The 26059-nt window shown below is 73.6% G+C and carries 22 protein-coding genes; 10 read left to right on the top strand and 12 right to left on the bottom strand.

Annotated features, from left to right (window positions below):
- Positions 1-182 precede the first annotated feature (182 nt).
- The 3 genes from ACIQUT_RS24900 (at position 183) to ACIQUT_RS24890 (ending at position 2802) form a co-directional block, all read left to right on the top strand.
- Complete coding sequence (locus ACIQUT_RS24900) at positions 183-767, top strand: hypothetical protein (protein ID WP_403565755.1); 585 nt, start codon at positions 183-185, stop codon at positions 765-767.
- Positions 768-841: 74 nt separating this feature from the next.
- Complete coding sequence (locus tag ACIQUT_RS24895) at positions 842-1537, top strand: hypothetical protein (RefSeq protein ID WP_403565753.1); 696 nt, start codon at positions 842-844, stop codon at positions 1535-1537.
- Positions 1534-2802, top strand: coding sequence for an ATP-binding protein (locus ACIQUT_RS24890; RefSeq protein WP_403565751.1), 1269 nt, complete (start codon positions 1534-1536; stop codon positions 2800-2802). Before ACIQUT_RS24895 ends, ACIQUT_RS24890 begins: the two co-directional genes overlap by 4 nt.
- A 354-nt stretch (positions 2803-3156) precedes the next feature.
- Here ACIQUT_RS24890 and ACIQUT_RS24885 read toward each other — a convergent pair whose 3' ends face one another.
- The 3 genes from ACIQUT_RS24885 to ACIQUT_RS24875 form a co-directional block, all read right to left on the bottom strand.
- Positions 3157-3444 (bottom strand): hypothetical protein, encoded by a 288-nt coding sequence (locus ACIQUT_RS24885; RefSeq protein WP_403565749.1) that lies wholly within the window; start codon positions 3442-3444, stop codon positions 3157-3159.
- A 10-nt stretch (positions 3445-3454) separates the two neighbouring features.
- The gene (locus ACIQUT_RS24880; RefSeq protein WP_403565747.1) at positions 3455-4174 is read right to left on the bottom strand and encodes a TetR/AcrR family transcriptional regulator; all 720 of its coding nucleotides are present in this window, start codon (positions 4172-4174) and stop codon (positions 3455-3457) included.
- A 200-nt stretch (positions 4175-4374) separates the two neighbouring features.
- Entirely contained in the window at positions 4375-5343 is a 969-nt protein-coding gene (locus ACIQUT_RS24875; protein WP_403565745.1) for a diiron oxygenase, read from the bottom strand.
- A 196-nt stretch (positions 5344-5539) separates the two neighbouring features.
- Here ACIQUT_RS24875 and ACIQUT_RS24870 point away from each other — a divergent pair, with 196 nt between their 5' ends.
- Positions 5540-6694 carry a ferritin-like domain-containing protein gene (locus ACIQUT_RS24870; RefSeq protein ID WP_403565743.1) on the top strand — a complete coding sequence of 385 codons (1155 nt, stop codon included), beginning with the start codon at positions 5540-5542 and terminating at the stop codon, positions 6692-6694.
- Positions 6695-7000: 306 nt separating this feature from the next.
- Here the strand turns inward: ACIQUT_RS24870 and ACIQUT_RS24865 are convergent, their stop codons facing one another.
- Positions 7001-8497, bottom strand: a complete 1497-nt coding sequence (locus ACIQUT_RS24865; protein ID WP_403565741.1) for a penicillin-binding transpeptidase domain-containing protein — start codon at positions 8495-8497, stop codon at positions 7001-7003.
- Positions 8494-9942 carry an FtsW/RodA/SpoVE family cell cycle protein gene (locus ACIQUT_RS24860; protein WP_403565740.1) on the bottom strand — a complete coding sequence of 483 codons (1449 nt, stop codon included), beginning with the start codon at positions 9940-9942 and terminating at the stop codon, positions 8494-8496. Before ACIQUT_RS24860 ends, ACIQUT_RS24865 begins: the two co-directional genes overlap by 4 nt.
- A 95-nt stretch (positions 9943-10037) precedes the next feature.
- Between ACIQUT_RS24860 and ACIQUT_RS24855 the strand changes: the two genes are divergently transcribed.
- The 3 genes from ACIQUT_RS24855 to ACIQUT_RS24845 all read left to right on the top strand — a co-directional run bounded on the left by ACIQUT_RS24855 (position 10038) and on the right by ACIQUT_RS24845 (position 12839).
- Positions 10038-10427, top strand: coding sequence for a DUF6325 family protein (locus ACIQUT_RS24855; protein WP_385682760.1), 390 nt, complete (start codon positions 10038-10040; stop codon positions 10425-10427).
- Positions 10427-10909 (top strand): SHOCT domain-containing protein, encoded by a 483-nt coding sequence (locus ACIQUT_RS24850; protein WP_403565738.1) that lies wholly within the window; start codon positions 10427-10429, stop codon positions 10907-10909. The genes ACIQUT_RS24855 and ACIQUT_RS24850 overlap by 1 nt, the downstream gene beginning before the upstream one ends.
- A 187-nt stretch (positions 10910-11096) precedes the next feature.
- Positions 11097-12839, top strand: a complete 1743-nt coding sequence (locus tag ACIQUT_RS24845; protein ID WP_403565736.1) for a C40 family peptidase — start codon at positions 11097-11099, stop codon at positions 12837-12839.
- Here ACIQUT_RS24845 and ACIQUT_RS24840 read toward each other — a convergent pair.
- Genes ACIQUT_RS24840 through ACIQUT_RS24820 form a run of 5 tightly spaced genes read right to left on the bottom strand, consistent with a single transcriptional unit; the run spans position 12773 to position 18861 of the window.
- On the bottom strand, positions 12773-14050 hold the full coding sequence (locus tag ACIQUT_RS24840) for a styrene monooxygenase/indole monooxygenase family protein (protein WP_403565734.1): 1278 nt from the start codon (positions 14048-14050) through the stop codon (positions 12773-12775). The genes ACIQUT_RS24845 and ACIQUT_RS24840 overlap by 67 nt on opposite strands.
- Before the next feature lie 42 nt (positions 14051-14092).
- Complete coding sequence (locus ACIQUT_RS24835) at positions 14093-14710, bottom strand: GTP-binding protein (RefSeq protein ID WP_403565732.1); 618 nt, start codon at positions 14708-14710, stop codon at positions 14093-14095.
- The gene (locus tag ACIQUT_RS24830) at positions 14691-15110 is read right to left on the bottom strand and encodes a DUF742 domain-containing protein (protein WP_403565730.1); all 420 of its coding nucleotides are present in this window, start codon (positions 15108-15110) and stop codon (positions 14691-14693) included. The genes ACIQUT_RS24835 and ACIQUT_RS24830 overlap by 20 nt, the downstream gene beginning before the upstream one ends.
- Positions 15107-15619 carry a roadblock/LC7 domain-containing protein gene (locus tag ACIQUT_RS24825; RefSeq protein WP_403565728.1) on the bottom strand — a complete coding sequence of 171 codons (513 nt, stop codon included), beginning with the start codon at positions 15617-15619 and terminating at the stop codon, positions 15107-15109. The genes ACIQUT_RS24830 and ACIQUT_RS24825 overlap by 4 nt, the downstream gene beginning before the upstream one ends.
- The gene (locus ACIQUT_RS24820; protein ID WP_403565726.1) at positions 15616-18861 is read right to left on the bottom strand and encodes a nitrate- and nitrite sensing domain-containing protein; all 3246 of its coding nucleotides are present in this window, start codon (positions 18859-18861) and stop codon (positions 15616-15618) included. Before ACIQUT_RS24820 ends, ACIQUT_RS24825 begins: the two co-directional genes overlap by 4 nt.
- A 399-nt stretch (positions 18862-19260) precedes the next feature.
- Between ACIQUT_RS24820 and ACIQUT_RS24815 the strand changes: the two genes are divergently transcribed.
- The gene (locus ACIQUT_RS24815; RefSeq protein ID WP_403565725.1) at positions 19261-20034 is read left to right on the top strand and encodes a hypothetical protein; all 774 of its coding nucleotides are present in this window, start codon (positions 19261-19263) and stop codon (positions 20032-20034) included.
- Between the two features lie 24 nt (positions 20035-20058).
- Here the strand turns inward: ACIQUT_RS24815 and ACIQUT_RS24810 are convergent, their stop codons facing one another.
- Complete coding sequence (locus ACIQUT_RS24810; RefSeq protein ID WP_403565723.1) at positions 20059-20499, bottom strand: MarR family winged helix-turn-helix transcriptional regulator; 441 nt, start codon at positions 20497-20499, stop codon at positions 20059-20061.
- Positions 20500-20659: 160 nt separating this feature from the next.
- Positions 20660-23059, bottom strand: coding sequence for an endopeptidase La (gene lon, locus ACIQUT_RS24805; protein WP_403565721.1), 2400 nt, complete (start codon positions 23057-23059; stop codon positions 20660-20662).
- A 221-nt stretch (positions 23060-23280) separates the two neighbouring features.
- Between lon and ACIQUT_RS24800 the strand changes: the two genes are divergently transcribed.
- Together ACIQUT_RS24800 and ACIQUT_RS24795 are read left to right on the top strand one after the other, a co-directional pair.
- Entirely contained in the window at positions 23281-24021 is a 741-nt protein-coding gene (locus tag ACIQUT_RS24800; protein WP_403565719.1) for a TnsA-like heteromeric transposase endonuclease subunit, read from the top strand.
- Positions 24018-26054 carry a Mu transposase C-terminal domain-containing protein gene (locus tag ACIQUT_RS24795; RefSeq protein WP_403565717.1) on the top strand — a complete coding sequence of 679 codons (2037 nt, stop codon included), beginning with the start codon at positions 24018-24020 and terminating at the stop codon, positions 26052-26054. The genes ACIQUT_RS24800 and ACIQUT_RS24795 overlap by 4 nt, the downstream gene beginning before the upstream one ends.
- The last annotated feature ends 5 nt before the right edge of the window (positions 26055-26059 follow it).

Here is a 26059-nt window from a genome sequence, read left to right as displayed (position 1 = left end):
GGCGTCATGGACGTCACCCCCGGGTCCATGGGAGCAGGGCGTGCGCCCGGGGGCAATCCCCCGTGGGGAGTTCTCGGTCGCGTAACGGCTTCTACGGGAGTCTGCCGGGTTCCTGTTACACGCTCATCGCGGTACCGCAACGGCGGGCTCCTAGGTTGGGGGTGATGACGAAGGAGGTCCGCGTGAGCATCGTCCGTGTCCGCACCCTGGTCCGCGTCGCCGCCGTGAGCGCGTGCGCGGGAGGTCTGCTGGTGCTGCCCGCGGCCGCGGCCCTCGCCGAGGGCGTGCCGGCCGCGTCGGCGGCACGGACGCTGGTCAAGCGGGTGGCCCTCGCGGACGGGGTGTCCCGGGCCGAGGTCTACCGGGTTGCGGACGGCGTGTACCAGGCCGACATCCTCGGCGGTGACGGCGCCAGGGCGGCGACCCTGGACAGCGGGGACGGCGCGGTCGAGATCGGCGGCGGGGCGCTCCACGCCGACCTGCGGTCCGACGGCCGGATCACGTCCTGGGTCGGCGACCCGCGGTCCGGCACCGGGCGCGCGCCGGACGGACGCACGCCCTCCGGCCACACCCCCGACGGCCACAAGACGGGCACCCGGGACGGGGTCGTCCTCGCCGCACCCGACACGGGTGTGCTCCACCTGGACACGCTGGCCGACGAGCCCGGGGACGGGGTGCTGCTGCTGGCCGCGGGCGGCGGCATCGCGGCGGTGGGGGCCGCCGGCCTCGGGTACGCGATGCTGCGGCGCGGGCGTACCGACGGCTGATTCCGGGAGGATATTTCCGGAAGCGGGGCATATCTCTCCGTGCGGTCGTACCGCGGAGAGGAGGTCCCGGGGCCGTGAGGGCATCTGTCCTGCGCGCGGCGCTCCTGCCGGTGGCCGTGCTGCTGGCCGCCGGGTGCGGTGAGAGCGGGGGCCTGGTCAGCGCGGGGCCCACGCCGACCGCGAGCGGGCCCGTGCAGCTGTGGCCGGGCCGCCGGGGGGCGACCGTACCGCCCGCCGATCCGGGGGGCGTGCCCCCGGTGTACGTGCCGGGGCTGCCGCCCGTCCGGGGTCAGAACGTGCACGGGGTCGACCCGGTCGCGCTGGTCAAGGCCGAGGTGGCAGCGGGGAGCGCCGATGTACCGCCGGAGACCGCGGCTGCGGTCGCGGCCTGCGGGAGGGAGCCGGCGAAGGCGTGCCCGGTGCTGACGCCGTACTACCGGGACCTGACCGGGAACGGGCGGGACGAGCTGATCGTCGGGATCGACATGCCCGACGGGAAGATGTCCGTACGCGTGTACACGGCGGACCGGAACGGGCTCCTCAACCGGATCATGGCGACGACGGAGTCCGTGGTGGGGGTGGAGCTCGCCGGGCAGGACGTGATCCTGCGGGTGCCGAGCGGCAATCCGGGCTACGAGCTGATCACCGCGTGGTCCTGGGACTCCAAGGAGCGGACGATGCTGCCGACGCGGGAGCACATCGTCCGCGTGCCACAGGCTTCGCCGCAGGAGCCGCAGGAGCCGCAGGGGCCGCAGGGGCGGCCGGCATGAGAGCCCCCGCGTGGACGGCGTCGCTGACCTGGAAGTCGGCGTGCTTCATCGTCGTGATGTGCTGTGCGCTGGCCGCCGCGCTGGGCGTGCTCGTCCACGTGGAGGTGACGCGGCAGACCGTGTCCACGGCGCGGGAGAAGGCGCTGGACAAGCTGCAGGGCGTGGTACGGGACTACGAGGCGGGCGAGCCCCTCCCGCCCGATGCGGGGCTGGATCCGGCGGGGCTGCCGCCGCCGCTGCGGCAGCTGGCGGTGAGCGGGCGGCGCGGGACGATGCTGGACGAGGACCGGCCGGTGATGTGGGCGGCGGCGCCGGCGGACGGGAAGGCCCTGGCCACGTACGTCGACCATGCGCAGGGCGCGCGGACGATCAGCGGGCTCGACAAGGCGATCATCGGCTCCTCGGTGCTGGCGATCGGCGGGACGCTGCTGCTCGGCGCCTTCGCGGTGACCCGGGTGACGCGGCGGCTGCACCAGACGGCGACCGTGGCCCGGCGGATCACCCAGGGCGACCTGGACGCGCGGGTCGACGACCCGCGGACGAAGGACCCCGCGCGCCACCAGGACGAGGTGGCGACGGTGGCGGCGGCGCTGGACACGATGGCCGGGACCCTGCAGGCGAAGCTGCTGCGCGAGCAGCGGTTCACGGCGGACGTCGCGCACGAGCTGCGGACCCCGCTGACCGGGCTGCAGGCGGCGTCGGAGCTGCTGCCGGAGGGGCGGGCGACGCAGCTGGTGCAGGAGCGGGTGCGGACGATGCGGGGGCTGACCGAGGACCTGCTGGAGATCTCGCGGCTGGACACCGGCAGCGAGGTGGTGGAGAGCGACCTGCACCAGCTGGCGCCGCTGGCCCGGCGGGTGGTGCGGGCATCCGGCACGGACACGGAGGTGGTGGTCGTCCGGGACGCGCACGTCGAGACGGACCGGCGGCGGCTGGAGCGGGTGCTGGGCAACGTGGTGGCCAACGCGCACCGGCACGGCCGGACCCCGGTCGTGCTGACGGTGGACGGGCCGGTGGTGACGGTCCGGGACCACGGGGACGGCTTCCCCGGCTACCTGCTGGAGCACGGACCGGAGCGGTTCCGCAGCGGGGGCTCCGGCGGGCACGGGCTGGGCCTGACGATCGCGGCGGGGCAGGCGGAGGTGATCGGGGCCCGGCTGGAGTTCCACAACGCCGAGGACGGCGGCGCCCTGGCAACCCTGACCCTCCCGAAGACCCCGCCGGGCATTCCCGGCGAACCGGGCGCACAAGACGGACGGCGCTGAGCGCTCGGCCCGGCGGTCGTCTGCGGCCCGGCCGCGGCCGGTCGCGCAGTTCCCCGCGCCCCTTCGGGGCGCTGCCCACCCCGCCGGGTGGGCCCGCGCAGCCCACCCATCGGGATGGCCGGCGCGGCCACCCCGTCCGTCTGCACGCACGCGGGTCGGCTCCGCGGTCCGGAGGGGTTCGGCTACCGCCCTCGGACCGGCAGCCGAGAGCTCGCCCCGGCCCGAGATGACCCCTTCCCGCAGGTCACGTCCGTACATCGGCCGACCACCGGCCTGACCGTCGAACGACTGCCGGAGTACCGCCACCCGTCGGAAGGCCGGCGCGGCCCGCCCACCGCCAGGGCCGGGCGCGGCCTACTCCGTCGGCGGGGTTTTCCGCGGGGTGGGCTTGGTCCAGGGCCAGCGGAGCCTGGGCTTCTCGCCGTTCGGGGAGTACGCGTACTTCCAGCCCTTCTGGAGGCCCAGCCGCTTCGTGTAGCCCGCGGGCACGCGCTCGTACAGCAGAACCGTCGGGGGGCCGCCGTCCGGAGCCGGGACCGGGATCTCGTACCACTTCGGGGGGTGCCCGGTCGGGCCGACGAGGATCGGCAGGGTGCGGCCGTCCATCGGGCCGCCCTCGAAGGGGGTGGGTTCGCTTCTCACCCCTCCAGTGTCACAGCAGGTGGGCGGCCTCGGAGACCACCGGGATCACGCGCCGCGCCAGGACGCCGGCCGGGCCGTCGGCGGTTTCCAGGGCCAGGGCCGCCCGGGCCGCGGCCGCCGTCTCGGGGTCGGTGGCGGCGGTGGCGGTGAGCAGGGCGATGAACTGGTCCACCAGCCAGTCCCGCAGGGTGCCGGCGTCGGGCTGTTTGCCCTCGTCGATCCATATCAGGGAGGCGGCTTCGACGGCGGTGATCCAGGTGCGGACCATCATGCGCAGCCGGGGTCCCGGGCCGGGGGCGGGGACGGACAGGTGGAGCAGGATCTCGCGGGCGGCGGCGCGGCGGATGCCGTCGACGGTGGCCGTCATGCGGGAGGTTTCCACGACGCTGCCGCCCTGGAGGAGGGCGACGAAGCCGGTGTCGTGCTCGTCGACGAAGGCCAGGTAGCGGTCCAGGGCCCGGGCCAGCCGCAGGGTCAGCGGGCCGGTCCGGGGGACGGCGAAGCACTGGTCCAGCAGGTCGGCCGCCGAGCGCAGGGCGGCCTCGTACAGCTGCTGCTTGCCGCCGGGGAAGTAGCGGTAGACGAGGGGCCGGGAGACGCCGGCGGCCTCGGCGACGTCGTCGAGGGAGACCTCCTCCGGCGCCCGGTGCGCGAAGAGCGACAGCGCCGCGTCGAGGAGCTGTGCCCGCCGTTCCTCGACGCTCAGCCTGCGGTACGCGGGTGCGGTCATGCCCGCAGGGTAGCCGCCACGGGGCAACCGCAGGGGGCCGCGGGGGGGGCGGCGGGGGCCGCGGGGGGCTGCGGGTGGCCGCCCCGGCAAGGCAGCCGCCGCAAGAGCAGCCGCGGTGCAGCCGCCGGACCGCGGCGCGGCAAGCGCCCCCGGCACGGCGGGCACCCCCGGGGACGACGCCCCACAGCACGGCACCCGCCTCAGGCGAGGAGTCCCGAGCTCTGCCAGAGCCTGCGGCCGACGCCGCGCAGAACGCCGATGTCGTCGAGGAAGTCGGTGAGCCGCTTGGCGCCGGTCTGCATGACCTCGCGGCGGTGGCCGCTGGCCTTGACCTGGGCGACGGCCTCGCGCCGGTCGAGGCCCACGTTCTCGTACACCGCGGGGTTGACGAAGGCGAGGGAGAAGACGCGTGCGGACTCGCCGCAGCTGATCCGGGTCAGTTCCTGCTCCCAGCGCGGGGCGGTGAGCATCTGGCGGCGGAGTTCCTCGCGGGCGTAGCGGACGTGCCGGGCCTCTTCGACGACGTGGATCCGGGTGATGCCGCGGACCAGCGGCTGGATGCGCTCGTCGGGGAAGGTGAGGCGCTGCATCCAGTCGAGGATCTCCTCGCCGAGCAGGGTGCAGGCGAAGGAGCCGGGGGTGGTGGAGACGGTCTTGAGGACGCGGGCGAGGTTGTGGTTGAGGCGGGAGACCGGGTAGGTGGGGGCGCCGACCTTCTGGATCATGCGGGCGAACATCATCGAGTGCCGGCATTCGTCGGCTATCTCGGTGAGGGCGTAGCGGACGTGATTGCTGGTCAGGGGCTTGTCGTAGATGTGCCGGACCAGCAGCTGCATGAGGATGATCTCGAACCAGATGCCGAGGGAGGCGAGCGAGGCGGCCTCGTGGCGGGACAGCTCGACGCGCTGCTCCTCGCCCATCCGCTTCCACAGCGGGGTGTCGTAGAGGGAGAGCAGCTCGGGGGGCATGTAGTACGCGCCGTCGACCAGCGGGGCGTCCCAGTCGAGCTCCTTGTCGGGGTCGAAGGAGTGCTTGGCCGAGGAGTCGAGGAGGCGGGCGGCGGTCTCCTCGCGGTCCTTGAGGAGGCCGAGGGCGTCCTGGAGAACTCGGCGGCGGTCACCCGAAGGGTCGCTCGTGCGGTCGCCCGTGTGGTCGGTGGTGGTCGTCATGGCGGGGCACCTCGCCCTGTTCCGGGGTGGGTTGGGGTCACGGCTGCGATCTCCCGGTGCGGTCACCAGTTATGAGACTGCTTGTCAGCAAGACCGTCAATCCCCTGCGCGTCACTTGTTGACTGCGCGTCTACCAACGTGTGACATTGCCAACGATCCTGTCCTGCACGGCAGTACGCGAGGCGAGGGGGCGTCAGTGTCGACGCACGATCTCTACACCGCAGTCCCGGACGAGGACGTCTGGCAGATCCCGGCCACCGGCACCGCCCGCTTCAACTGGGAATACGCGGAGGGCCGCGAACGGCTCCTCGCGCTCTACCAGAAGGGCAAAGACAAACAGTGGGACGGCGCAAAGCGCATCGACTGGGACCTGCCCGTCGACCCGCACAACCCGCTCGGCACCCCGGACGAGGCCCTCACCCTCCACGGCACCCGCTACTGGCCGAAACTCACCGAACACGACAAGGGCGAGCTGCGCCGCCACTACGCCTCCTGGAACTTCAGCCAGTTCCTGCACGGCGAACAGGGCGCCATGATCTGCGCGGCACGCATCGTGGAGTCCGTCCCGGACCTGGACGCCAAGTTCTACTCCGCCACGCAGACCATGGACGAAGCCCGGCACGCCGAGGTCTTCGGCCGCTTCCTGCACGAGAAGATCGGCCTGCTCTACCCCATCAACAACAGCCTGCAGGGACTGCTCGGAGACACCCTGCGCGACGCCCGCTGGGACATGCCCTACCTGGGGATGCAGGTGCTCATCGAAGGGCTCGCGCTGGCCGCCTTCGGGATGATCCGCGACACGACCGACAAACCGCTGCCGAAACAGATCCTGGCGTACGTGATGCAGGACGAGGCACGGCACGTGGCGTTCGGACGGATGGCACTGCGCGACTACTACCGGCAGCTCACCGACGCAGAGCTGCGCGAACGCGAGGAGTTCGTGATCGAAGGCTGCCACCTCATGCGGGACCGGCTGCGCGGGGTGGACGTACTGGAGAACTTCGGCATCCCGCGGCAGGAGGCGCTGCAGTTCACCGAACAGTCGGAGTTCCTGCACCTGTTCCGCAGGCTGCTCTTCAGCCGGATCGTGCCCTGCGTGAAAGACATCGGCCTGTGGGGGCCGCGACTGCAGAGGGCCTACCTGGACATGGGGGTCTTCGAGATGGGCGACTCCAACCTGGACCTGCTGATGAGCCAGGACGAGGAAGTCGCCGAGACCCTCGACCGCCGGCGGTTCGCGGCCGAGGAGGCGGCGCGGGTGGCGGAGGTCGCCGCCGCCATCGCCGAGGGGGCCGGAACCCCTGCCGGGGATGGGCCGGGCCGTACGGGGTCGGGGCCCGGGGCGCGGTAGCGGGACGCCGACCGCACCGCCCGGCCGCCGGGCGCTCCGCGGGGCAGTGCGGGTACGCGGGCTGCGGGCCGGCTGTGGCTGGTCGCGCAGTTCCCGCCCCCCTTACGGGGCCCGGTAGCGGGGCACCGGAACGTACCGCCCGGCCGCCGGGCGGTACGGGTACGCGGGCTGCGGGTTTGCTGTGGCTGATCGCGCAGTTCCCCGCGCCCCTTACGGGGCCCGGTAGCGGGGCGCCTGAACGGATCGCCCGGCCGCCGGGCGGTACGCGGGGCAGTGCGGGTACGCGGGCGTAGTTCCCCGCGGCCCTTATGGGGTGCGGGGGGCGGTCGTCCGTGTTTTGTCGTCGTGTAGGGCCGCCTCCATTACCGCGCGGGCGATCGGGGCCGCCGCGCTGTTGCCGCTGATGTGCCCGCGGTCGCCCGCCGCGTCCTCCACGACCACCGCGACCGCGACCCCCGGCAGCGGTGCGTCCGCGGCCTTGGCCCAGCCGATGAACCAGGCGTACGGGGTGCCCGCGTTGCCGACGCCGTGCTGGGCGGTGCCCGTCTTCCCGCCGACCTGCGCGCCCGGGATGGCCGCGTTGCGCCCGGTCCCGTCCTCGACCGCCTTCACCATCAGCTGCTGGAGCCGCAGCGCCGTCGCCGGGTTCATGGCGCGGCCGAGGCTGCGCCGGCCGGTGCGCCGGACCTGGCTCCCGTCGGCCCGGGCGGTGCGCTCCACCAGGTACGGGGTCCTGACCTCGCCGCCGCCCGCGACGGCCGCGGCCACCATCGCCATCTGCAGCGGGGTGGCCTTGGTGTTGAACTGCCCGATCGAGGACAGGGCGAGCTGGTCGGGGCTCATGTCGGTGTCGAACGTCGACCGGGACACCCAGGCCGGCACCCGCAGGCCGTCGTCGTTGAACCCGAACCGGCCGGCCGCCTCCGCCATCCCCCGCAGCCCCACCTGTACGCCGATCTTCGCCATCACCGTGTTGCAGGAGTACTGCACCGCCTCCGCCATGGAGGCGTCCCGGCAGTCCGTGCCCGTGCCCGCGTTCGGCAGCAGGGTGCGGGTGCCCGGCAGCGGGTAGGGGTCGGGGGTGCCGGTCGGCGCGTCCACGTCCTTGACCACGCCCGCGTCGAGGGCCGCGGCCGCCGTCACGATCTTGAACGTGGAGCCGGGCGGGTACGTCTCGCGCAGCGCCCGGTTGAGCATCGGCCGGGCCGGGTCCGCGTTCAGCCGCGCCCAGGCCGCGGTGACGGCCGGGCCCGTGCCGGAGAGCACCCCCGGGTCGTACGAGGGGCTGCTGACCAGGGCGAGGATCCGCCCGGTGGCGGGTTCGAGCGCGGCCACCGCGCCTCGCTTGCCCGCCAGCGCGGTGTACCCGGCCCGCTGCGCGGCCGCCCGGACGGTGGTCTCGGCGTCGCCGCCGTCGGGGCGGCCGCGGGACAGGTCGTACCAGAGCGGGAAGACGGACAGGCCCGGGTCGGTCCCGGCGAGGACGGGGTCCTCGGCGCGCTCCAGCAGGCTGCTGCCGTACGTCTGGGAGGAGAAGCCGGTGACGGGCGCGTAGAGCGGGCCCTCGGCGTACGTCCGTTCGTGGCGCAGCAGTTGGCCGCTGTCCCGGGATCCGGTGACCGGCCGCCCCTCGACCAGGATGTCGCCGCGCGGCTGGGCGTACCGCGCGACGGCGGTGCGCTTGTTGGCCGGGTTGGCCCCGTAGGCCGCGGCCTCCCAGACCTGCACCCGGACCACGTTGGCCAGCAGGGCGGCGAGGAGCAGTGCGCAGAACCACGCGCACCAGCGGATGTAGCGGATCACCGGGCGCCCCCCTCTCCGGCGGCAGCGCCCTCCCCGGCGGCAGCGCCCGCTCCGGCACCGTCCCCCGCTCCGGCGCGCGGGACGGCGGCCGGGCGCGGTCTGCGGGCGCTGTCGCTGAGCCGGACCAGCAGCGCGACGATGATCCAGTTGGTGACGACGGAGGAGCCGCCCTGGGCGAGGAAGGGCATGGCCATTCCGGTCAGCGGGATCAGGCCGGTCACTCCCCCGGCGATGCCGAACACCTGGAGGGCGACGACGGAGGCGAGCCCGGTGGCCAGCAGCCGACCGAAGGAGTCGCGCAGGGCGAGCCCGGCGCGGAAGCCGCGGTCGACGAGGATCCCGTAGAGCAGCAGGATCGCGGTGAGGCCGACGAGGCCGAGCTCCTCGCCGGCGGTGGCGAGGATGAAGTCCGACGTGGCGGCGAAGCCGATGAGGAAGGACTGGCCGTGGCCGAGTCCGGCGCCGAGAAGCCCGCCGGCGCCGAACGCGAAGAGGGACTGCGCGAGCTGGCCGGGGCCCTCGCCGCGGTCGATGGAGGCAAAAGGATTCAGCCAGTCGTCCACCCGGCCGTGCACATGCGGTTCGAGGCTCCCGACGGCGTACGCGCCCACGGCGGCCAGGGCGAGCCCGATGGCGATCCAGCCGATCCGGCCGGTGGCCGTGAACAGCATGATCACGAACAGTCCGAAGAAGAGGAGGGAGGTGCCGAGGTCCCGCTCCAGGACGAGCACGCCGACGCTCAGCAGCCAGATCGCGAGGATCGGGCCGAGGACCCGGCCGGGCAGGAGCCGCAGCCGCCAGAAGAGGCGGCGGCCGGTCAGGGCGAGGGCGGTGCGGTTCGCGGCGAGATAGGCCGCGAAGAACACGGCCAGCAGGATCTTCGCGAACTCCCCCGGCTGGAACGAGAATCCCGCGAACCGGATCCAGATGTGCGCCCCGTTGACCGCCGGGAAGAAGACCGGGACCAGGAGCAGCACGAGGGCCACCGCCACCGACAGGTACGCGTAGCGCTGCAGCACCCGGTGGTCGCGCACGGCCGCGACGACCAGGACGAACAGGGCGATGCCGAGGGCGGACCAGCGCAACTGGCCCCCGGCGGCAGCGTGCGCGGCCGGGCCGGCCAGGTCGAGGCGCTGGATGAGGACCAGGCCGAGCCCGTTGAGCAGGAAGGCGATCGGCAGCAGCACCGGGTCGGCGTACGGGGCCCGGAGGCGGACCGCGAGGTGGGCGAGGAGGGCGGCGCAGCCGAGCCCGGCCGCATAGCGGGCGGCCGTCCCGGGCAGCCGGCCGGTGGCGGCGAAGCCGACGTAGAGGTGGCCGAGGACGCTGATGAGGACGGCCCCGAGGAGGAGCGCCAGCTCGGCTCCCCCGCGCCGGGGCGGACGGACGCCGGGGGGCAGGTACGGGAAGGGCTCCCCCGCCACCTCAGCCGTCAGAGCGGTCATACGGGAAACGTAGCAAGTGAACGGGTGACATGTCCGCTTATGTCATAGGGTGCCGAAGAATCGTCAGAATCGGTCAGGAGTGGGAGCGGCGGTACATGGGACCTGTGGAGTTCATCGTCCTCGCCTTCCCGGAGGAGCAGCTGCGGGTGCCGGCGGTCGAGGCGGTGCTGGGATTGCGGAAGACCGGGAACGTGCGGCTCATCGACGGGCTGGTGGCCACCAAGACCGCCGGCGGCGAGGTGCTGGCCGCGGAGTTCGACGAGTTCGTCGAACTCCAGGGCCTCCTCGCCCACCGAGAAGCAGCCCGGCTGATCGGCCCGGAAGACGTGAAAGAAGCCGCCGACCTGCTCGAACGCGGCAGCTGCGCGCTCCTCCTCGTGGTGGAGCACGTGTGGGCCGAGGACGCCGCCATCGCCGTACGGGCGGCCGGCGGCCGGATCGCGGGCTCGGTCCGGATCCCGGCGGAACGACTGGGGGTGGCCTGATGTTCATCCGCCCCGTCGGCCCCGTCGTCCACCCGGCACGCCGCCCCGCGGGACGGCCGCTGCTGCGGGGGAGCCTGGCACGCGGAGCCTACGTCTGGGACGTGGCCCAGATGCCGGCGTGGATCGCGCAGCACGACACCGGAGCCGCGGCGCCACCGCCCACCGCCGGCCCGGCCGAGACCGCCGCGCCGGCGCCGCCGGCCGGGTGGGCCGGGGCAGGCGGCTCGGCCGAAGCCGGTGGCGCCGCCGGAGCTGCGGAGGTGGAGGCGGGTGCGGGTGCGGAGGCGGAGGCGGAACCGGCCGCCACCGCGCCGCCGCGCGCCGCGGGCGGCGGCGTCGCGGGGCCGTCGCCCGAGTCGGCGGCTCCGGAGACCGGGGCCGACCTCACGGCCCATCTGACGCAGCTCGCCGCCCTTGCCCGTGAGGGGCTCCTGACCCCCGAGGAGTTCTCCGCAGCCAAGTCCCGCCTCCTGAATCCCTGACCCGGTTCGCGCGCCGATCTCCCCCGCCCGCGAAGCCGGTGCCGGAGTCGTGCGGGCGCGCCTTGTTCTGCGTGGGCTGCTCGGGGTGCCGGGTACCGCCGGGAGGGTGAGCGGGGCGGCAGGGCCGCAGCGGATCAGGGTGTTTGTCATATCTTGCGTGGCAGCATCGGCGGCCGGAGGTGATCCCATGTCACGCCGCCTGCTCCACGCCGCCGGTGTCGCCGCCCTGTTCCTCGCCGCCGGGCCGCTGCCCACTCCCCACGCCGAGCCGCTGCCCCGTGCCACCGCCGAGGCCACGCCCAGTGCCACGGCCAGTGCCACGGCCAGTGCCACGGCCAGTGCCACGGCCGAGGTCACCCCCGGTGCCACCGCCGAGGTCACCCCCCGAGCGGCCCCCGAGGTCACGCCTGGTGCCACGGCCGCTGTCTCCGGGGGCGCCGTCGGCGCTGGAGGCGGGGCCGCCGGTCGTGTCGGGGCCACGGCCACGGCCGCGGCCAAGCCCGGGGCCGTCGGCGAGGACTCGGGGCAGGCTGCCCGCAGCGCCTCGGGCAAGGCCACCGCCGACGCCGGAGCCGGGCGCAGGACCGCCGGCAACGCCCGGCGTGGCGCGGACGAGACCACCGCCGATGTCACCACCGATGATTCCGCCGCTGCCGCCACCGATGCCGCCGCCGATGCCGGGGGCGGCCCGAGTGCTTCCGCCTCAGCGGTCGGCGAGGCCGCCCCGAGTGCCTCGGCCGAGGGGACCGCCGCCGGAGGTGCGGGGAAGGCGGGGGCGGTGGCCTCGGCTCCGGGGAAGGGGGTGGTCGACTCCGTCGGGGGGTTGCTCACCCGGCTTCAGGGGCTCTACCGGCAGGCCGAGGAGGCCGCCGAGGCCTACAACGCCAACGAGGCCGTGCTCAAGGCCCGCCAGGAGGAGGAGCGGCGGCTCGGCACGGAGCTCAGCCGGGCGCGGGCCGCGCTCGGCGCGGAGCGGGCCGCGGCCGGGCGGATCGCCCGCGAGCAGTATCAGGGGGCCCGGGGCCTGTCCCCGTACGCCCGGATGCTGCTCACCGGTGATCTGCGGGCCGCCCAGGACCAGCGCCGGCTGACCGAACGGGAGAGCACCCGGCAGGCCGGCATCCTGGGCCGCCTCGCCCGCGGCGAGCGGCGGGCCGACGACCTCGCGACGGCCGCCCGCAGGGCGCTGGACGCGCAGCAGGCGGGGGCCGCCCGCACGAAGCGGCTGAAGGAGGAGGCCGACCTCCGCCTCCGGGAGGTCGAGCGGATGCTGTCCGCGCTCTCCGCGGGCCGGCTCGCCGAGGTCGGGGCCCGCGAGGCCGCGGACACCGCCGCCGCGCAGCGGAAGCTGCTGGCCTCCGGCCGGCTGGGCGCCCCCGCGGCCCGTACGCGTACGCCGTCGGAGGCCGGGAGCGCGGCCCTGGCCTACGCCACCGCGCAGATCGGCAAGCCGTACGTGTGGGGGGCGGAGGGGCCGGGGGCCTTCGACTGCTCCGGGCTGACCTCGCAGGCGTGGGCGCATGCCGGCCGGGCGATCCCGCGCACCAGCCAGGAGCAGTGGGCGCAGCTGCCGAAGGTGGCGCTGGACCGGCTGCGGCCGGGGGACCTGGTGGTGTACTTCCCCACCGCCACCCATGTGGCCCTGTACATCGGTGACGGGATGGTGGTCCAGGCCCCGCGTCCCGGAGCCGCCGTCAAGGTGTCGCCCATCGCGGCGAACCCGCTGCTCGGGGCGGTCCGCCCGGATCCGGGCGGGGTTCCGCTGGCCTCCTACAGCCCGCCGCCGCTGCTCGGCGCCGCAGCCGCGTCAGCAGCGGACGACGACGGGGACGGAGACGGAGACGGGGACGGGGACGATGCCGGCTACGCGTCGGCCGAGGCTCCGACCGGCGCAGGGGAGTCCGCGGACGACTCCACCTCGGCGAGGTAGTCCGCCGCGTCCTCGGCGTCGTAGAAGAACGCGTCGAAGTCGGCCGGGTTGTCGAAGCCGTTGGCGAACCGGTCCGCCACCGGCTGGTGCCGCCCGGCCGCCCCGATCAGGTTCAGCACGTGCTCCGGCGGCGGGGCCAGCATCGCGTTCGTCCACTGGGTCACCGGCTTGCCGGTCGCGAACCAGTACGTGTCGAACGTGGCCTTCATCCACGCCTCGTCGAACGGCTTGTCACCGTGCATCAGGATCGACGACAGATAGGAGGCCGCGCACTTCGCGGCCGAGTTCGACCCCTGCCCCGTGATCGGGTCGTTCGCGACGACGACGTCCGCCACGCCGAGCACCACCCCGCCGCCCGGCAGCCGGCCGATCGGGTTGCGGACGACCGGCGCGTACCGGCCGGCGAGGGTGCCGCCCGCGTCCGTCAGCTCGCACTTCGCCGCCCGAGCGTGCTCCCAGGGCGTGTACTTCTCCATCAGGGCCAGGGTGAGCTTGAGGTGTTCGGCAGGATCGTTCACGCCGCGGAACACGTCCAGCGGCCCGCCCGGGAGCCCCTCCCAGAACAGGATGTCGGCCCGTCCCGACGTGGTCAGCGCGGGCATGATGAACAGCTCGCCGACGCCGGGGACCAGGTTGCAGCGCACGGCCTCGGTGCCCGGGTGCTCGGGGCGCGGTTCGAGCCCGTTCACGTACGAGACGGCCAGCGCGCGCTGCGGCGTGCCGTACGGGGAGCGTGCCGCGTCCCGGCCGAACATCGACACGAGCTCGCCCTTGCCCGCCGCGACCAGCACCAGGTCGTAGACGCGGGAGAAGTAGTCCAGGTCGGCGACGGACGCGCCGTGGACGACCAGCTGGCCGCCGCGCTGTACGAAGGTGTCGAGCCAGCCGGCCATCTTCACCCGCTGGTCGACCGACTGCGCGTACGCCTTGAGCCGGCCCAGCCAGTCCACGGCGCGGCTGCCGTCGGGGCCGGTGACCGAGACGCCGACGCCCTCGATGCGCGGGGTGTGCCGCTCCCAGTAGTTGAGGCCGAGGTCGCGCTCGTGCCGGAGCGCCGTGTCGAACATGACCTGCGTCGACATGATCCGCCCGGTGCGGATCTCGTCCGCGGTCCGGTTGGACATGAGGGTGACCTCGTACCCCTTGGCCTGGAGGCCGATGGCGAGCTGGAGACCGGACTGGCCGGCGCCCACGACGAGTATCTTGCGCATCTCACGTTCTCGTTTCAGGGGTACGGGGGTGGGGCGGGGCCGCTACTCGGGCGTGGCGTCGAGGGCGTGGCCGACCAGCGTCGTCAGCGATTCGACGACCGTCTCCCGGCGCCGCGCGTCCATGATCAGCACGGGTACGCGGGGCGGGATGGTCAGCGCCTCGCGCACGTCCTCGGGCTCGTACGACTGCGAGTCCTCGAAGTGGTTGACGGCCACCGCGTACGGCAGCCCGCAGCTCTCGAAGTAGTCGAGGGCCGGGAAGCAGTCGCGCAGCCGGCGCGTGTCGGCCATGACGATGCCGCCGACGGCGCCGCGGACCAGGTCGTCCCACATGAACCAGAACCGCTCCTGGCCGGGGGTCCCGTACACGTACAGCACGAGGTCGTCGGCGAGGGTGACGCGGCCGAAGTCCATCGCGACGGTGGTGGTGTTCTTCTCCGGCGTCGCCGACAGGTCGTCGGTGGGGATGCTGGCCTCGGTCATCACCGCCTCGGTGCGCAGCGGGGCGATCTCGGAGACGGACGAGACGAAGGTGGTCTTCCCGACGCCGAAGCCGCCCGCCACCAGCACCTTGACGGCGACGGGGGACCGGGAGCGGTCGTACTGCCAGGGCTGGACGGGATCGTCGCCGAGGGCGGTTTCACAGACGGCGAAGGCCACTGAGCACCCTTTCGAGCAGTGCGCGGTCGGGGCGGCCGGGGCCGTGCCCGGTTCCGTAGACGCGGACCTTCCCCTGGTCGGCGAGGTCGCTGACCAGGACGCGGACCACGCCAAGCGGCAGCTTCAGCAGCGCCGCTATCTCGGCGATCGTGCGCATGCGGCGGCAGACCTCGACGATGGCGGGCATCTCCGGTATCCGCTCGTCGGCATCGGCGGCGGCGCCGCCGGCGGCGGGCTGCTGCGGCTCGGACACCCGCGTGTCCAGGGCCGCGACGAAGGTCTCGACGTGCAGGACCTGCGCGAAACGGGTGCGGCCGCCCGTGAGCGAGTACGGGCGGACGCGGGCGGGACGGCGATCGGCTCCGCGTATCGGCAGCCGGTCGGAGGCCGTGCTTCTCACGGGGTGTTCTCCATGGACTGGCGCAGCTCGCTGCGGACTTCGGGGGTGAGGACGTGTCCGGCGCGGCCGACGAACAGGGCCATGTGGTACGCGACGACGCCCATGTCGCAGTCCGGCGTGGCGTGCACGCCGAGGAGCGAGCCGTCGCTGATGGCCATGACGAAGACGGAGCCGTGCTCCATCGCCACCATGGTCTGCTTGACCTCGCCGTACTCCATCAGGGCTGCGGCGCCCGTGGTGAGGCTGCCGAGCCCGGACACGATGGTGGCGAGGTCGGCGGAGGCGCCGCGCGGGCCCTTGGTCCGCGCCGGGGCCTGGCCCTGGCCCTGGCCCTGGCCGGGGGCGGCGCCGGCGGCCGCGCCTCCGGAGTCGGAGGACAGCAGCAGGAGCCCGTCCGAGGACACGACGGCGACGGAGTTGACGCCGGGCACCTCCTCGACCAGGTCGGTGAGCAGCCACTGCAGGTTGCGGGCCTGGGTGCTCAGTCCGTACGTACTGGGCGCGGTCATGTGCGTGCCTCCTGTGCGGTGTCCCCCTGGTCGGTGTCCTGTGCGAGCTCGGCGGCGACGACGCGCCGACCGTCCCGCGTCCCCTGGTAGAACCCGCCCAGCCGGCGTCGCAGTTCCTCCGCGTCGACCCGGCGCGGCGCGGGGGGTGTGGTGCCTGCGCCCGGGGCTGGGACGGGGGCCGCCGGGCCCGGGCCCGCCGCGAATCCCGCGGTGGAGCCGGGGAAGGCCCGGCCGGCCAGGGTGCGCGGGGTGCGCTTGGGCAGGCCCTTGGCGGTGACGGTGTCCCGGGGCCCGTCGTGGTCGGCGTGGCTCCCCTGGCGGGGGACCCAGTCGGTCTCGGCGGGTGCGTGCCCGTGCGGTTCGGCCGGTGCGTCGCCGCGCGCGGTGGAGACCCGGTCGGCCGGGGGCTGCCGTTCCGCGTCGGGTGCGGCGGGTACGGCGGCCTGCTCGGGCAGGGTGGGGCTCGTCTCCGGTACGTCGACCGGCTGCGCGGTACCGTCCGGCGCGCCCGCGGCCGCCGGGCCGGTGTGGTCGGGCACCGCGAAGGCGCCCGGCTCTGCGTCGGGGACGACCCGCGCGAGGAGTTCGTCGCCCGGGTCCCGGTCGGCCGGGGCCTGCGCGGTGAACGCCTCGTCGGCGGGCGGCTTTTCCTCCCGCGCGGCGCGCTCGTGCAGCGTCATCGGGGTGGCCGCGACCGCCGGGGCAGGAGCCGCCTCGGGGGCAGGAGCCGCCTCGGGGGCCGGGGCGGTGGACACCTGCTCCGCCGGAGGCAGCAGCTCCCCGTCCGGGGTGGTGCCGCCGCCGAAGCCGGCGGGCTCGGTCGACCCGGCCGGGGCCTCGTCACCGGCACCGGCCTCGGGCAGGTCCGGATGCAGGACCGGAGCCCCGTCCGCAGCCGCGTCCGCAACCGACGCGTCGGTGTCCGCACCGGCATCGGGGCCGGGGGCGGCACCGAAGGCGTCGGCCAGTGCGTCAAAGGCGTCGGCGTCGCCGTCCACCGGGCCGAAGGCCGCGGTGTCGGAGGCCAGCGCGTCGAAGACCGGGGTCGCGGCCAGGTCGGCAGCCGGGGCGAAGTCCGCGTCCGCAGCCGGGGCGGCGTCCGCGTCGGCCGGCTCCTGCGCGGGCCGGATCCGGGGCGGCAGGGTGTTCTCGTTGGCCTCCGCGACCACGCCCGGGAGCTGGAACCGCGGCAGGCCCGGGGAGGCGAAGGTGTGCACCGGGGAGGTCGGCGGCCCGTCCGGGAGCAGGGCCGCCGGGATGGCGACCAGGCCCTCGATGCCGCCGGGCTGCGAGGCCCGCAGCTCCGCGGTGACCCCGTGCCGGGCCGCGAGGCGGCCGGCGACGTACAGGCCCAGGCCGAGGCCGTGTTCCGCCTCGGGCTCCTCGTCGTAGGCCTCGGGGGTGGCGAGGCGGGCGTTGAGCGCGGCCAGCCGGTCCGGGGTGACGCCGATGCCCTCGTCCACGACGGAGAGCACCACGTCGCCGGATTCCAGGTGCCGTGCGCAGACCTTGACCTTGGCGCCGGGCGGCGAGAACGCCGTCGCGTTCTCCAGCAGTTCGGCGAGCACGTGCGAGATGTCATCGGCGGCGTGCCCGGCGACCTGGGTGAACGAGGGCGGCACGGCGAGGTCGACCCGCTCGTAGCGCTCGATCTCGCTGACCGCGGCCCGCATGACGTCGACCAGCGGTACCGGTGCGCCGGTGCCCTGCCCGTGCTCCTGCCCGGCGAGGACGAGCAGGTTCTCGTTGTGGCGGCGCATCACGGTCGCCAGGTGGTCCAGCCTGAAGAGGGTCTCCAGCCGGTCCGGGTCCTGCTCCTTGGCCTCCAGCTCCTCGATGACCGCGAGCTGGCGCTCGACGAGGCCGAGGGTGCGCAGCGACAGCGAGACCGACGTCGTCGACATGACGCGCCGCTGCTCCTCCAGGGCCTCGCGGAGCGCGGTCAGCTCGGATTCGAGCGCGTCCCGGCCCGCGGACAGGGCGTCGTTGCGGCCGATGAGCCGCTTCCGGTCGGCGTCCAGGCCGGCGATCTTGGTGTGGAGGGAGACCGTCTGGTCCCGTACGGCGTTGAGGTGGCGTACGACCTCGGCGAACTCGTCGTTGCGGCCGGTGAACCGGACCGGTTCCACCGAGCCCTCGGGCGTGGCCAGCCGGGCCGCGCCGCGCCGGAGCACCGACAGCGGCCGGGTCAGCGAGCGGGCGACGGCCGTGGAGACGCCGACGGTGACGAGGAAGAGCACGCCGAGGGCGGCGACGAGCATCTCCAGCCGGGTCACGTCGTCGTCGCGCAGGGTGGCCAGTGCGGTGGCCCGCCCCCCGGCGAGGGTGGCCTCCACCGACCGCATGCGGTCGATGCGGGCGGTCAGGGCGGAGCCGACGGCGGCGGCGTCGAGCTTGCGGTCGGCCGCGGAGAGCGTGGACCGCTCGGTGAGCCGCTTGAGGTAGTCGTCGGCGGTCTTGACCTCGGGGCCGGTGACGGTGGCGGCGAGGGTCTGGCGCACCTCGGGGCGGGAGGCGCGCGTGAAGTCTTCGAGCGCGGCCTGCTCGCGTACGCGCGCCCGCTGGGCGGCGGCGGAGAGTTCGTCGGCGACGGCCGTGTTCGGGGCCTGGTCGGCGCGGGGGACGGCGAGCGCGGCGAGCAGCAGTCCGCGGGTGGCGGAGGCCTGTTCCACGGCCTGGCCCAGGGGGGCCAGGGGGCGGGTGGTGACGAGGGCGTCCTCGGCGCGCGGCGGGGTCTGGTCGGCGAGCTTGGCGCCCGGGGCGAGGAGTTCGGCGATGACGCCGGCGTAGGCCTGGTGGGCGGCGAGGGCGCTGCCCTTGCCGTCGACGGCCTCGGCGCGGACGGCCTGGACGCGGGCGAGGGCCTTGGCGAGGGGTTCGTCGGCCTCGGACCGGACCTCGTCGAGCTGCCGGTCGGTGAGGGCGGTGCGCTCCTGCACGGGGGTCTTGGCCGGGGCGCCGGGGCGGCCCTTGGCCACGTACTCGACGACGGCGTCGCGCTCGTCGCCGAGGAGGTGCGCGAGGGTGAGGGTGTGCCGGGTCTGTTCGGCGAGGGTGACCAGCTGCTGGGAGTCGTTCAGCTCACGGGTCGCCGTGACCACCGCGGGGGCTCCGGCCGCGAGGACGGTGAGACTGGCGACGGCGACGCCGACGACCAGCCTGCTGCGTACGTGGACGCGGCGTCCTGCGGGGGCGGGTCCGTCGGTGGCGGTGCCGTTCTTCCGAGACCGCTTCTTCTGCACCGGTGCTCGCAATCCTGTACGTGTGCTCGTGCTCGTCTACTCGTGTGGCCGAGGTAACGGCCGGTCAACAAGTAAACGCCCCCTGTCCCCTCAGTACCGCCTCAGACCTTTGCAGTGTGATGGGGAGAGAGCCTCACATCGCCCACCCGGCCACTCGAACGAGTGAACATCACGGAAGAGTTGCCAACCAACTCGGCAGGCGGCTTCCGGGGCCGTTTCGCGGGCGGGTGGTTGAAAGATCGATGGGGGCTTGGCAGTATGCGCGCCCACATGTCCCGGGGAGCGCCCGCGCACCGGGCGCGGAGGCGGCCCGGCGGCCGCCGCACGCCTCCCCGTCCCGGTCCGGACTTTTGCGTACGCCGCGGGCCCGGGCCGCGGCCGCGCGGGCAGAATGCCCGTATGCGCATCGACCTCGCCACGGCCCCCGGCGACGCGGAACGCCCCAACGAGGACTGGCTATCAGCCGCGACGCCCGCGGCGGGCGGCGGAGTCCTCGTCGCCCTGGACGGGGTCACCCCGCCGCCCGGGGACGTCGGCTGCGCGCACGGAGTGCCGTGGTTCACGGCCCGGCTCGGGGGCCGATTGACCGAACTGTCCGGATCGCGGCGGGACATGCCGCTGGCCCGGATCCTGGCGGAGTCCATCCGGGACACGGCCGACACCCACCGCGGGACCTGTGACCTTTCTCACGTGCGCACCCCGCAGGCGACCGTGGTGGTCGTCCGCTGGGACGAGGCGCACGTGGAGCACCTCGTCCTCTCGGACTCCGTCCTCCTCCTGGAGGCCCCGGACGGCGGGGTGACGGCGGTGCTCGACGACCGGCTGGACCGGCTCCCGCGGGAGGCGCTGCGCACCCGGGCGTCGGCGGACGCGCTGCGCAACGCGGAGGGCGGCTTCTTCACGGCGGCCGCGGATCCGGCGGTGGCGGCCCGGGCGGTGACCGGGCGCAGCCCGCGCGGGGAGGTCCGGGCGGTGGCGGCCCTCACCGACGGGGCGAGCCGGTGGACGGACACCTTCGGGGAGGGCGACTGGGCGCAGTGCGTGGCGGTGCTGCGCGAGGAGGGGGCGCAGGGGCTGATCGGCCGGGTGCGGGCCCTGGAGGCCGATCCGGCGCGCCCGCTCGCCCGCGGCAAGCGGCACGACGACGCGTCGGCGGCCTTCGCCGAGCTGTAGCGCCGCGGGCCGGGCCCCGGGCCGCTACTCCTCGCCCTGGTTGAGCTGGTTCAGGAGCCGGGCCAGTTCGGCGACCTCGCCGCGGTCCCAGTCGGCGAGCTTGCGCATGTACCGCTCGCGCCGGGCGCCGCGGACCCGCAGGAACCGCCGGCGGCCCTCCTCGGTGAGCCCGACGAGGAAGGCCCTGCCGTCGGCGGGGTCCGGCTCGCGGGCGATGAGGCCGAGCACCTCCAGGGCGCGCAGCTGCCGGCTCATGGTGGCCTTGCCGACCCCGAAGTAGGCGGCGAGGTCGGTGGCCCGCTGGCGGCCGGCGGCCTCCAGCCGTACGAGCAGCCCGTACGCGGCGGGCTCCAGCTCGGGGTGCAGGGCGCGGGCCATCTCCCCGGAGGAGGCGCGGGCCCGCCGGAGGAAGACGGAAAGCTCCCGCTCCAGAGCAAGGAACTCCTGGTCTTCGCTGCCGTGCACGTGCCGCTCCCGTTCGTGTGTCCGGCACCCCCTGTGCCGGTCACCTCCAGTATTTCGCAGAGCGTGCGGCGGCGGCCCGGGGCCCCGCCGGAGCGGGGTCCCGGGCCGTGCGCGGGCGTCCGGGCCGGCCCCGAGGGGCCTCCGGCGGGCTCAGGCGGGCTCAGGCGGCGGCGCTGACGGCCGCCGTCTGCGCCTGGGCGAGGGCCAGTTCCAGCACCTGGCGCACGTCCGTCACCGGGTGCACCTCCAGCCGCTCCAGCACCTCGGTCGGGACGTCGTCCAGGTCGGCCTCGTTCCGCTTCGGGATGATGACGGTGGTCAGGCCGGCCCGGTGCGCCGCGAGCAGCTTCTGCTTGACCCCGCCGATCGGCAGCACCCGCCCGGTGAGGGAGACCTCGCCGGTCATCGCCACGTCCGTGCGGACCTGACGGCCCGACAGCAGCGAGGCCAGCGCGGTCGTCATCGTGATGCCGGCGCTCGGCCCGTCCTTGGGGACGGCGCCCGCCGGGAAGTGGATGTGCACGCCCCGGTCCTTCAGGTCGGCGACCGGGAGCTCCAGCTCCGCGCCGTGCGAGCGCAGGAAGCTCAGCGCGATCTGCGCCGACTCCTTCATGACGTCGCCCAGCTGGCCCGTCAGGGTGAGCCCCGCGGCGCCGGTTTCCGGGTCGGCGAGGGAGGCCTCGACGAAGAGCACGTCGCCTCCCGCGCCGGTCACCGCGAGGCCGGTGGCGACGCCGGGGACGGCCGTGCGCCGCTCGGCCGGATCCTGCGCGGACTCCGGCACGTGGTGCGGCCGCCCGATGAGCGCCCGCAGGTCGTCGGCGCCGATGCGCTGCGGCAGTTCGCGCTCGCCCAGTTCGTGCTGTGCGGCAACCTTGCGCAGGAGCCGGGCGAGGGAGCGCTCCAGGGTGCGCACGCCCGCCTCGCGGGTGTACTCGCCGGCCAGCCTGCGCAGGGCGTCCTCCTCCAGGACGACCTCGTCGGCGCCGAGGCCGGCGCGCTCCAGCTGGCGCGGCAGCAGGTGGTCGCGGGCGATGACGACCTTCTCGTCCTCCGTGTACCCGTCGAGGCGGACGAGCTCCATCCGGTCGGCGAGCGCCTCGGGGACGGCCTCCAGCACGTTCGCGGTGGCCAGGAAGACGACGTCGCTCAGGTCGAGCTCCACCTCCAGGTAGTGGTCGCGGAAGGTGTGGTTCTGCGCCGGGTCGAGGACCTCCAGCAGGGCGGCGGCCGGGTCCCCGCGGAAGTCGGAGCCGACCTTGTCGATCTCGTCGAGGAGCACGACCGGATTCATGGACCCGGCCTCCTTGATGGCGCGGACGATGCGGCCGGGCAGCGCGCCGACGTACGTGCGCCGGTGGCCGCGGATCTCGGCCTCGTCCCGTACGCCGCCGAGCGCGACACGGACGAACCTGCGGCCCATGGCGTGCGCGACGGACTCGCCGAGGGAGGTCTTGCCGACGCCCGGCGGCCCGACGAGGGCGAGGACGGCCCCGCCGCGGCGGCCGCCGATGACGCCCATGCCGCGGTCGGAGCGGCGCTTGCGCACGGCCAGGTACTCGGTGATGCGGTCCTTGACGTCGTCCAGCCCGGCGTGTTCGGCGTCGAGGACGGCGCGGGCGCCGGTGATGTCGTAGGCGTCCTCGGTGCGCTCGTTCCAGGGCAGTTCGAGGACGGTGTCGAGCCAGGTGCGGATCCAGGAGCCCTCCGGGGACTGGTCGCTGGACCGCTCCAGCTTGTCGACCTCCTTGAGCGCGGCCTCCCGCACCTTCTCGGGGAGGTCGGCGGCCTCGACCCGGGCCCGGTAGTCGTCGGAGGCCTCGCCCTCCTTCTCCCCGTTCAGCTCGCGCAGTTCCCTGCGGACGGCCTCCAGCTGGCGCCGCAGCAGGAACTCGCGCTGCTGCTTGTCGACGCCGTCCTGGACGTCCTTGGCGATGGACTCGGCCACGTCCTGCTCGGCGAGGTGGTCGCGCAGCCAGGTGACGGCGAGCCTGAGGCGGGCGACGGGGTCGGCGGTCTCCAGCAGTTCGACCTTCTGGGCCACCGTCAGGAAGGGCGAGTAGCCGGAGTTGTCGGCGAGGGCGGAGACCCCCTCGATCTGCTGGACGCGGTCCACGACCTGCCAGGCGCCGCGCTTCTGGAGCCAGCTGGTGGCGAGGGCCTTGTACTCCTTGACGAGCTCGGCGACCGATCCGGGCAGCGGGTCGGCGAGCCGCTCGTCCACGCTCTCGCCCTCGACCCAGAGCGCGGCGCCGGGGCCGGTGGTCCCGGCGCCGATGCGGACGCGGCCGATGCCGCGGATGAGCGCGCCGGGATCGCCGTCGGAGAGCCGGCCCACCTGCTCGACGGTCCCCAGCACACCGGTGCCGGCGTACTTCCCGTCGACGCGCGGTACGAGCAGCACCCGGGGCTTCCCGCTGCGGACCGCGGCCTGGGCGGCCTCGACGGCGCCGCGCACCTCGGCGTCGGTCAGGTCCAGGGGGACGACCATGCCGGGCAGCACGACCTCGTCGTCGAGCGGCAGCACGGGCAGGGTGAGCTTTACGGACGTCGAAGCCATGATCTTCCCTCCGGCAGTGAAGTTGAGCTATGCCGACTCAATGCATGTGCGCCTCCCGGTGTTCCCCAACTCCCGTTCGCCTCCGGCGAACACGCCTCACCTGTCCTGTAGCGGCGGACCTTGCACAGGTCAGGTCGAGGTTGCACGGGACTTTGCACTGGTCAGCGTGACCTTGCATCCGGCGGCACTGTTAGCTGGTCGTGAGACATGCGTTAGACCTGGTGGCAGGTGGTGCGAGCGGGACGCCGCCCGAGGGGTTCGAGGTCGGCTACGTCGACCAAAGCGGGTCGGAGTTCCGGCGTCCGCTGGCGGACGTGTGGGCGGTGCGGTTCGAGGGCTGCGTGCCGGTTCGCGATTTCAAGTCGTACAAGGGCCAGCGGCACCTGCCTGGCCTTTGGTGGTCGTCGACGATGGGCGGGCACATCGGGTACGAGTCCTGGCTGGAGCGGGATCACGTGATGCTGCTCGACTTCGATCCGTCGGTGGTCGGGGTCTCGTCGCAGCCGTTCTGGCTGTTCTGGGCCTCCGATACCGGCAAGGGCCTCTCGCACGCTCCGGACTACTTCGCGAGGCGGGAGGATGGCTCGGCGGTTGTGGTCGACTGCCGCCCGGTGGACCGGCGTCGGCCTCGGGACTGGGTGAAATTCGAGGCGACACAGGCGGCCTGCAACCAGGTCGGATGGCACTTCAGGCTGGTGGGTGCACCGGACGGGATCGTGATGCGGAACGTTCGGTGGCTGGCCGGTTACCGCCACCCGAGGCATCGCGTAGAGGATGCCGTTTCCGACCTGCGGCGAGTGTTCGCCGAGCCGAGGCCGTTGATGGACGGGGCTGCCAGGGTGGGAGACCCCATCGCGGTTCTGCCTGTGTTGTTCCACCTGTTGTGGCTACATGAGCTGGTGGTGGACGTCTCCGTCCCGCTGCACGCTGCTTCACTCGTGTCGCCCGGAGTGTGGCGGTGAATACCAGCGAGAACGGCTCTGTGCTGAGGCCAGGCGACTGGATTACGTACGCTGACGGGGACCACCAAGTGGTGGCCCTGTCCGGAACCTCGGTACGGCTGCGGTCGGAGGACGGGGCCGAGTCGGTCGTCCTCGCCTCCTATTTGATGGCATCCCCAGGTTTCTCCGTCACTGGCACTGAGCCACTGCCGGCGCTGGAGCCGTTCGGGCTGCTGGCGACGCTGCCGGACTCGGTTCGCATGGCGGCCATCGAGTGGGAACAGCATGTCGTGGAGGTCGACACGGGGCTGCGGCCCAACGCTGCGCCGGGCACGAGTCCGCGGCCGGAGTACGACCCCGCTTCGCGTTCGCTGCTCCAGAGGGCCGAGGCTAAAGCCACGGAGCTGGGGGTGAGTCTTCGCACGGTTCAAGGCAGACGGTCGCGCTACGCCCAGCAGGGCTTGTGGGGTCTGGTCGACCAACGCATGGTGCGGCTGTCAGGGGTGACCGGAAGGGCTGATGCCCGTCTCGTCGCTGCGATCCAGGAAGCACTGCAAGCAGAGACTCACAGCTCCACGGGGACCCGATCCCGCCTGATCCGCCGGGTGATCAAGATGGTGGAGGCCACCCACGGTGAAGGGGAGGTGCCACTGCCGAGCAAGAACACCTTCTACAAGCTGATCGGCGTACTCTCCGCCGGCCGCCACACCTTCGGCTCTTCGGTCACCCGACGGCAGATGGCAAACCGGCCCCAGGGACCGTTCACACCGACGTTCGCTGCCCGGCCCGGGGAACAGGTGCAGATCGACTCCACCCCGCTGGATGTGATGGTGGTCTTGGACTCTGGACTGACGGCCCGGGCGGATCTGACGATTGCGGTCGACGTCGCCACGCGCACGATCTGCGCCGCTGTGCTCCGGCCGGTGGGCACAAAAGCCGTGGATGCCTCGCTCTTGCTGGCCCGAATGCTGGTCCCGGAGCCTATGCGGCCGGGCTGGTCCCAATCGCTTCGGATGGCCGCCTCGCGCATGCCGCACAGACGTCTGCTGGAGGTGGATGCCCGGATGGCTCAAGCAGCCGCGAAGCCAGTGATCGTGCCGGACGGCGTGGTCATCGACGGCGGAAAGGTGTTTATCTCGGACACATTCATCCGCTCCTGCAGTCGCCTCGGAATCTCCGTCCAGCGGGCCAGGCCCCGCACGCCCACGGACAAGGCGATTGTGGAGGCCACATTTTCGGCGATCAACACTCTGTTCTGCCAGCACCTGGTCGGCTACACCGGACCGAACGTCTCGCGCCGCGGGCACCGCGTCGAGGAGCAAGCCGCCTGGACGGTTCCTGAACTTCAGGACCTGCTGGACGAATGGCTGGTGGTTGGCTGGCAGATGCGACCACACGACGCTCTGAGAGACCCCTTCCTCCCCAAGAGGGCGATCTCGCCGAACGACATGTACGCCTCCCTGGTCGCGGCCAGCGGCTACCTGCCACTGGTTCTTCGCGGCGAGGACTATCTGGAATTGCTGCCGGTGGCCTGGCGAACGATCAACGACTACGGCATCCGCATCGGTTACCGCACCTACGACAGTCCTGATCTCGGCCCGTGGCGACGCGAGCACTCAGGGAACGCCTCCAAGCGGGGACTCTGGGAGGTCCATTTCGACCCCTACGACCTCTCTCACGTGTTCGTACGCACCCAACAGGGTTGGATCACTGCCCCCTGGGTTCATCTGCCGCTGGTTACAGCGCCTTTCGCTGACTTCACCTGGCAGCAGGCTCGCCGCCTGGCCGCTGAGACCGGGCTGGACAACACCCATGAAGCCGCTGTTGCTCGCGTTTTGGACGGACTCCTGACTCGCGCAGATCACGGACCGGACAGACGCGCAGCCAAAGTGGTCGGCCGTACGCGCGCCGCGGCCTCCGGGCTTCCGCCCGGCACTACTGCCAAGGCGGATCCCCCAGCGGAACCGGCACGATTCGCAGCAGCAGATCTGCCCAAGACCGAGGTGGCCTTCGAGGTATTCGATGCCCACGCAGAAGCCGAAAGGTGGCTATGACCAGG

This window comes from Streptomyces sp. NPDC090445 (assembly GCF_044769385.1).
Lineage (GTDB): Bacteria > Actinomycetota > Actinomycetes > Streptomycetales > Streptomycetaceae > Streptomyces.
This window is presented reverse-complemented; position numbering and strand designations above follow the sequence as displayed.

Excerpts from the sequence above, each read along its gene's own strand:
- ACIQUT_RS24845 (WP_403565736.1), top strand. The coding sequence starts at position 11,097 with ATGTCACGCCGCCTGCTCCACGCCGCCGGTGTCGCCGCCCTGTTCCTC.
- ACIQUT_RS24840 (WP_403565734.1), bottom strand. The coding sequence starts at position 14,050 with ATGCGCAAGATACTCGTCGTGGGCGCCGGCCAGTCCGGTCTCCAGCTC.
- lon (WP_403565721.1), bottom strand. The coding sequence starts at position 23,059 with ATGGCTTCGACGTCCGTAAAGCTCACCCTGCCCGTGCTGCCGCTCGAC.
- ACIQUT_RS24890 (WP_403565751.1), top strand. The coding sequence starts at position 1,534 with ATGAGAGCCCCCGCGTGGACGGCGTCGCTGACCTGGAAGTCGGCGTGC.
- ACIQUT_RS24855 (WP_385682760.1), top strand. The coding sequence starts at position 10,038 with ATGGGACCTGTGGAGTTCATCGTCCTCGCCTTCCCGGAGGAGCAGCTG.
- ACIQUT_RS24815 (WP_403565725.1), top strand. The coding sequence starts at position 19,261 with ATGCGCATCGACCTCGCCACGGCCCCCGGCGACGCGGAACGCCCCAAC.
- ACIQUT_RS24860 (WP_403565740.1), bottom strand. The coding sequence starts at position 9,942 with ATGACCGCTCTGACGGCTGAGGTGGCGGGGGAGCCCTTCCCGTACCTG.
- ACIQUT_RS24825 (WP_403565728.1), bottom strand. The coding sequence starts at position 15,619 with ATGACCGCGCCCAGTACGTACGGACTGAGCACCCAGGCCCGCAACCTG.
- ACIQUT_RS24850 (WP_403565738.1), top strand. The coding sequence starts at position 10,427 with ATGTTCATCCGCCCCGTCGGCCCCGTCGTCCACCCGGCACGCCGCCCC.
- ACIQUT_RS24875 (WP_403565745.1), bottom strand. The coding sequence starts at position 5,343 with ATGACGACCACCACCGACCACACGGGCGACCGCACGAGCGACCCTTCG.
- ACIQUT_RS24880 (WP_403565747.1), bottom strand. The coding sequence starts at position 4,174 with ATGACCGCACCCGCGTACCGCAGGCTGAGCGTCGAGGAACGGCGGGCA.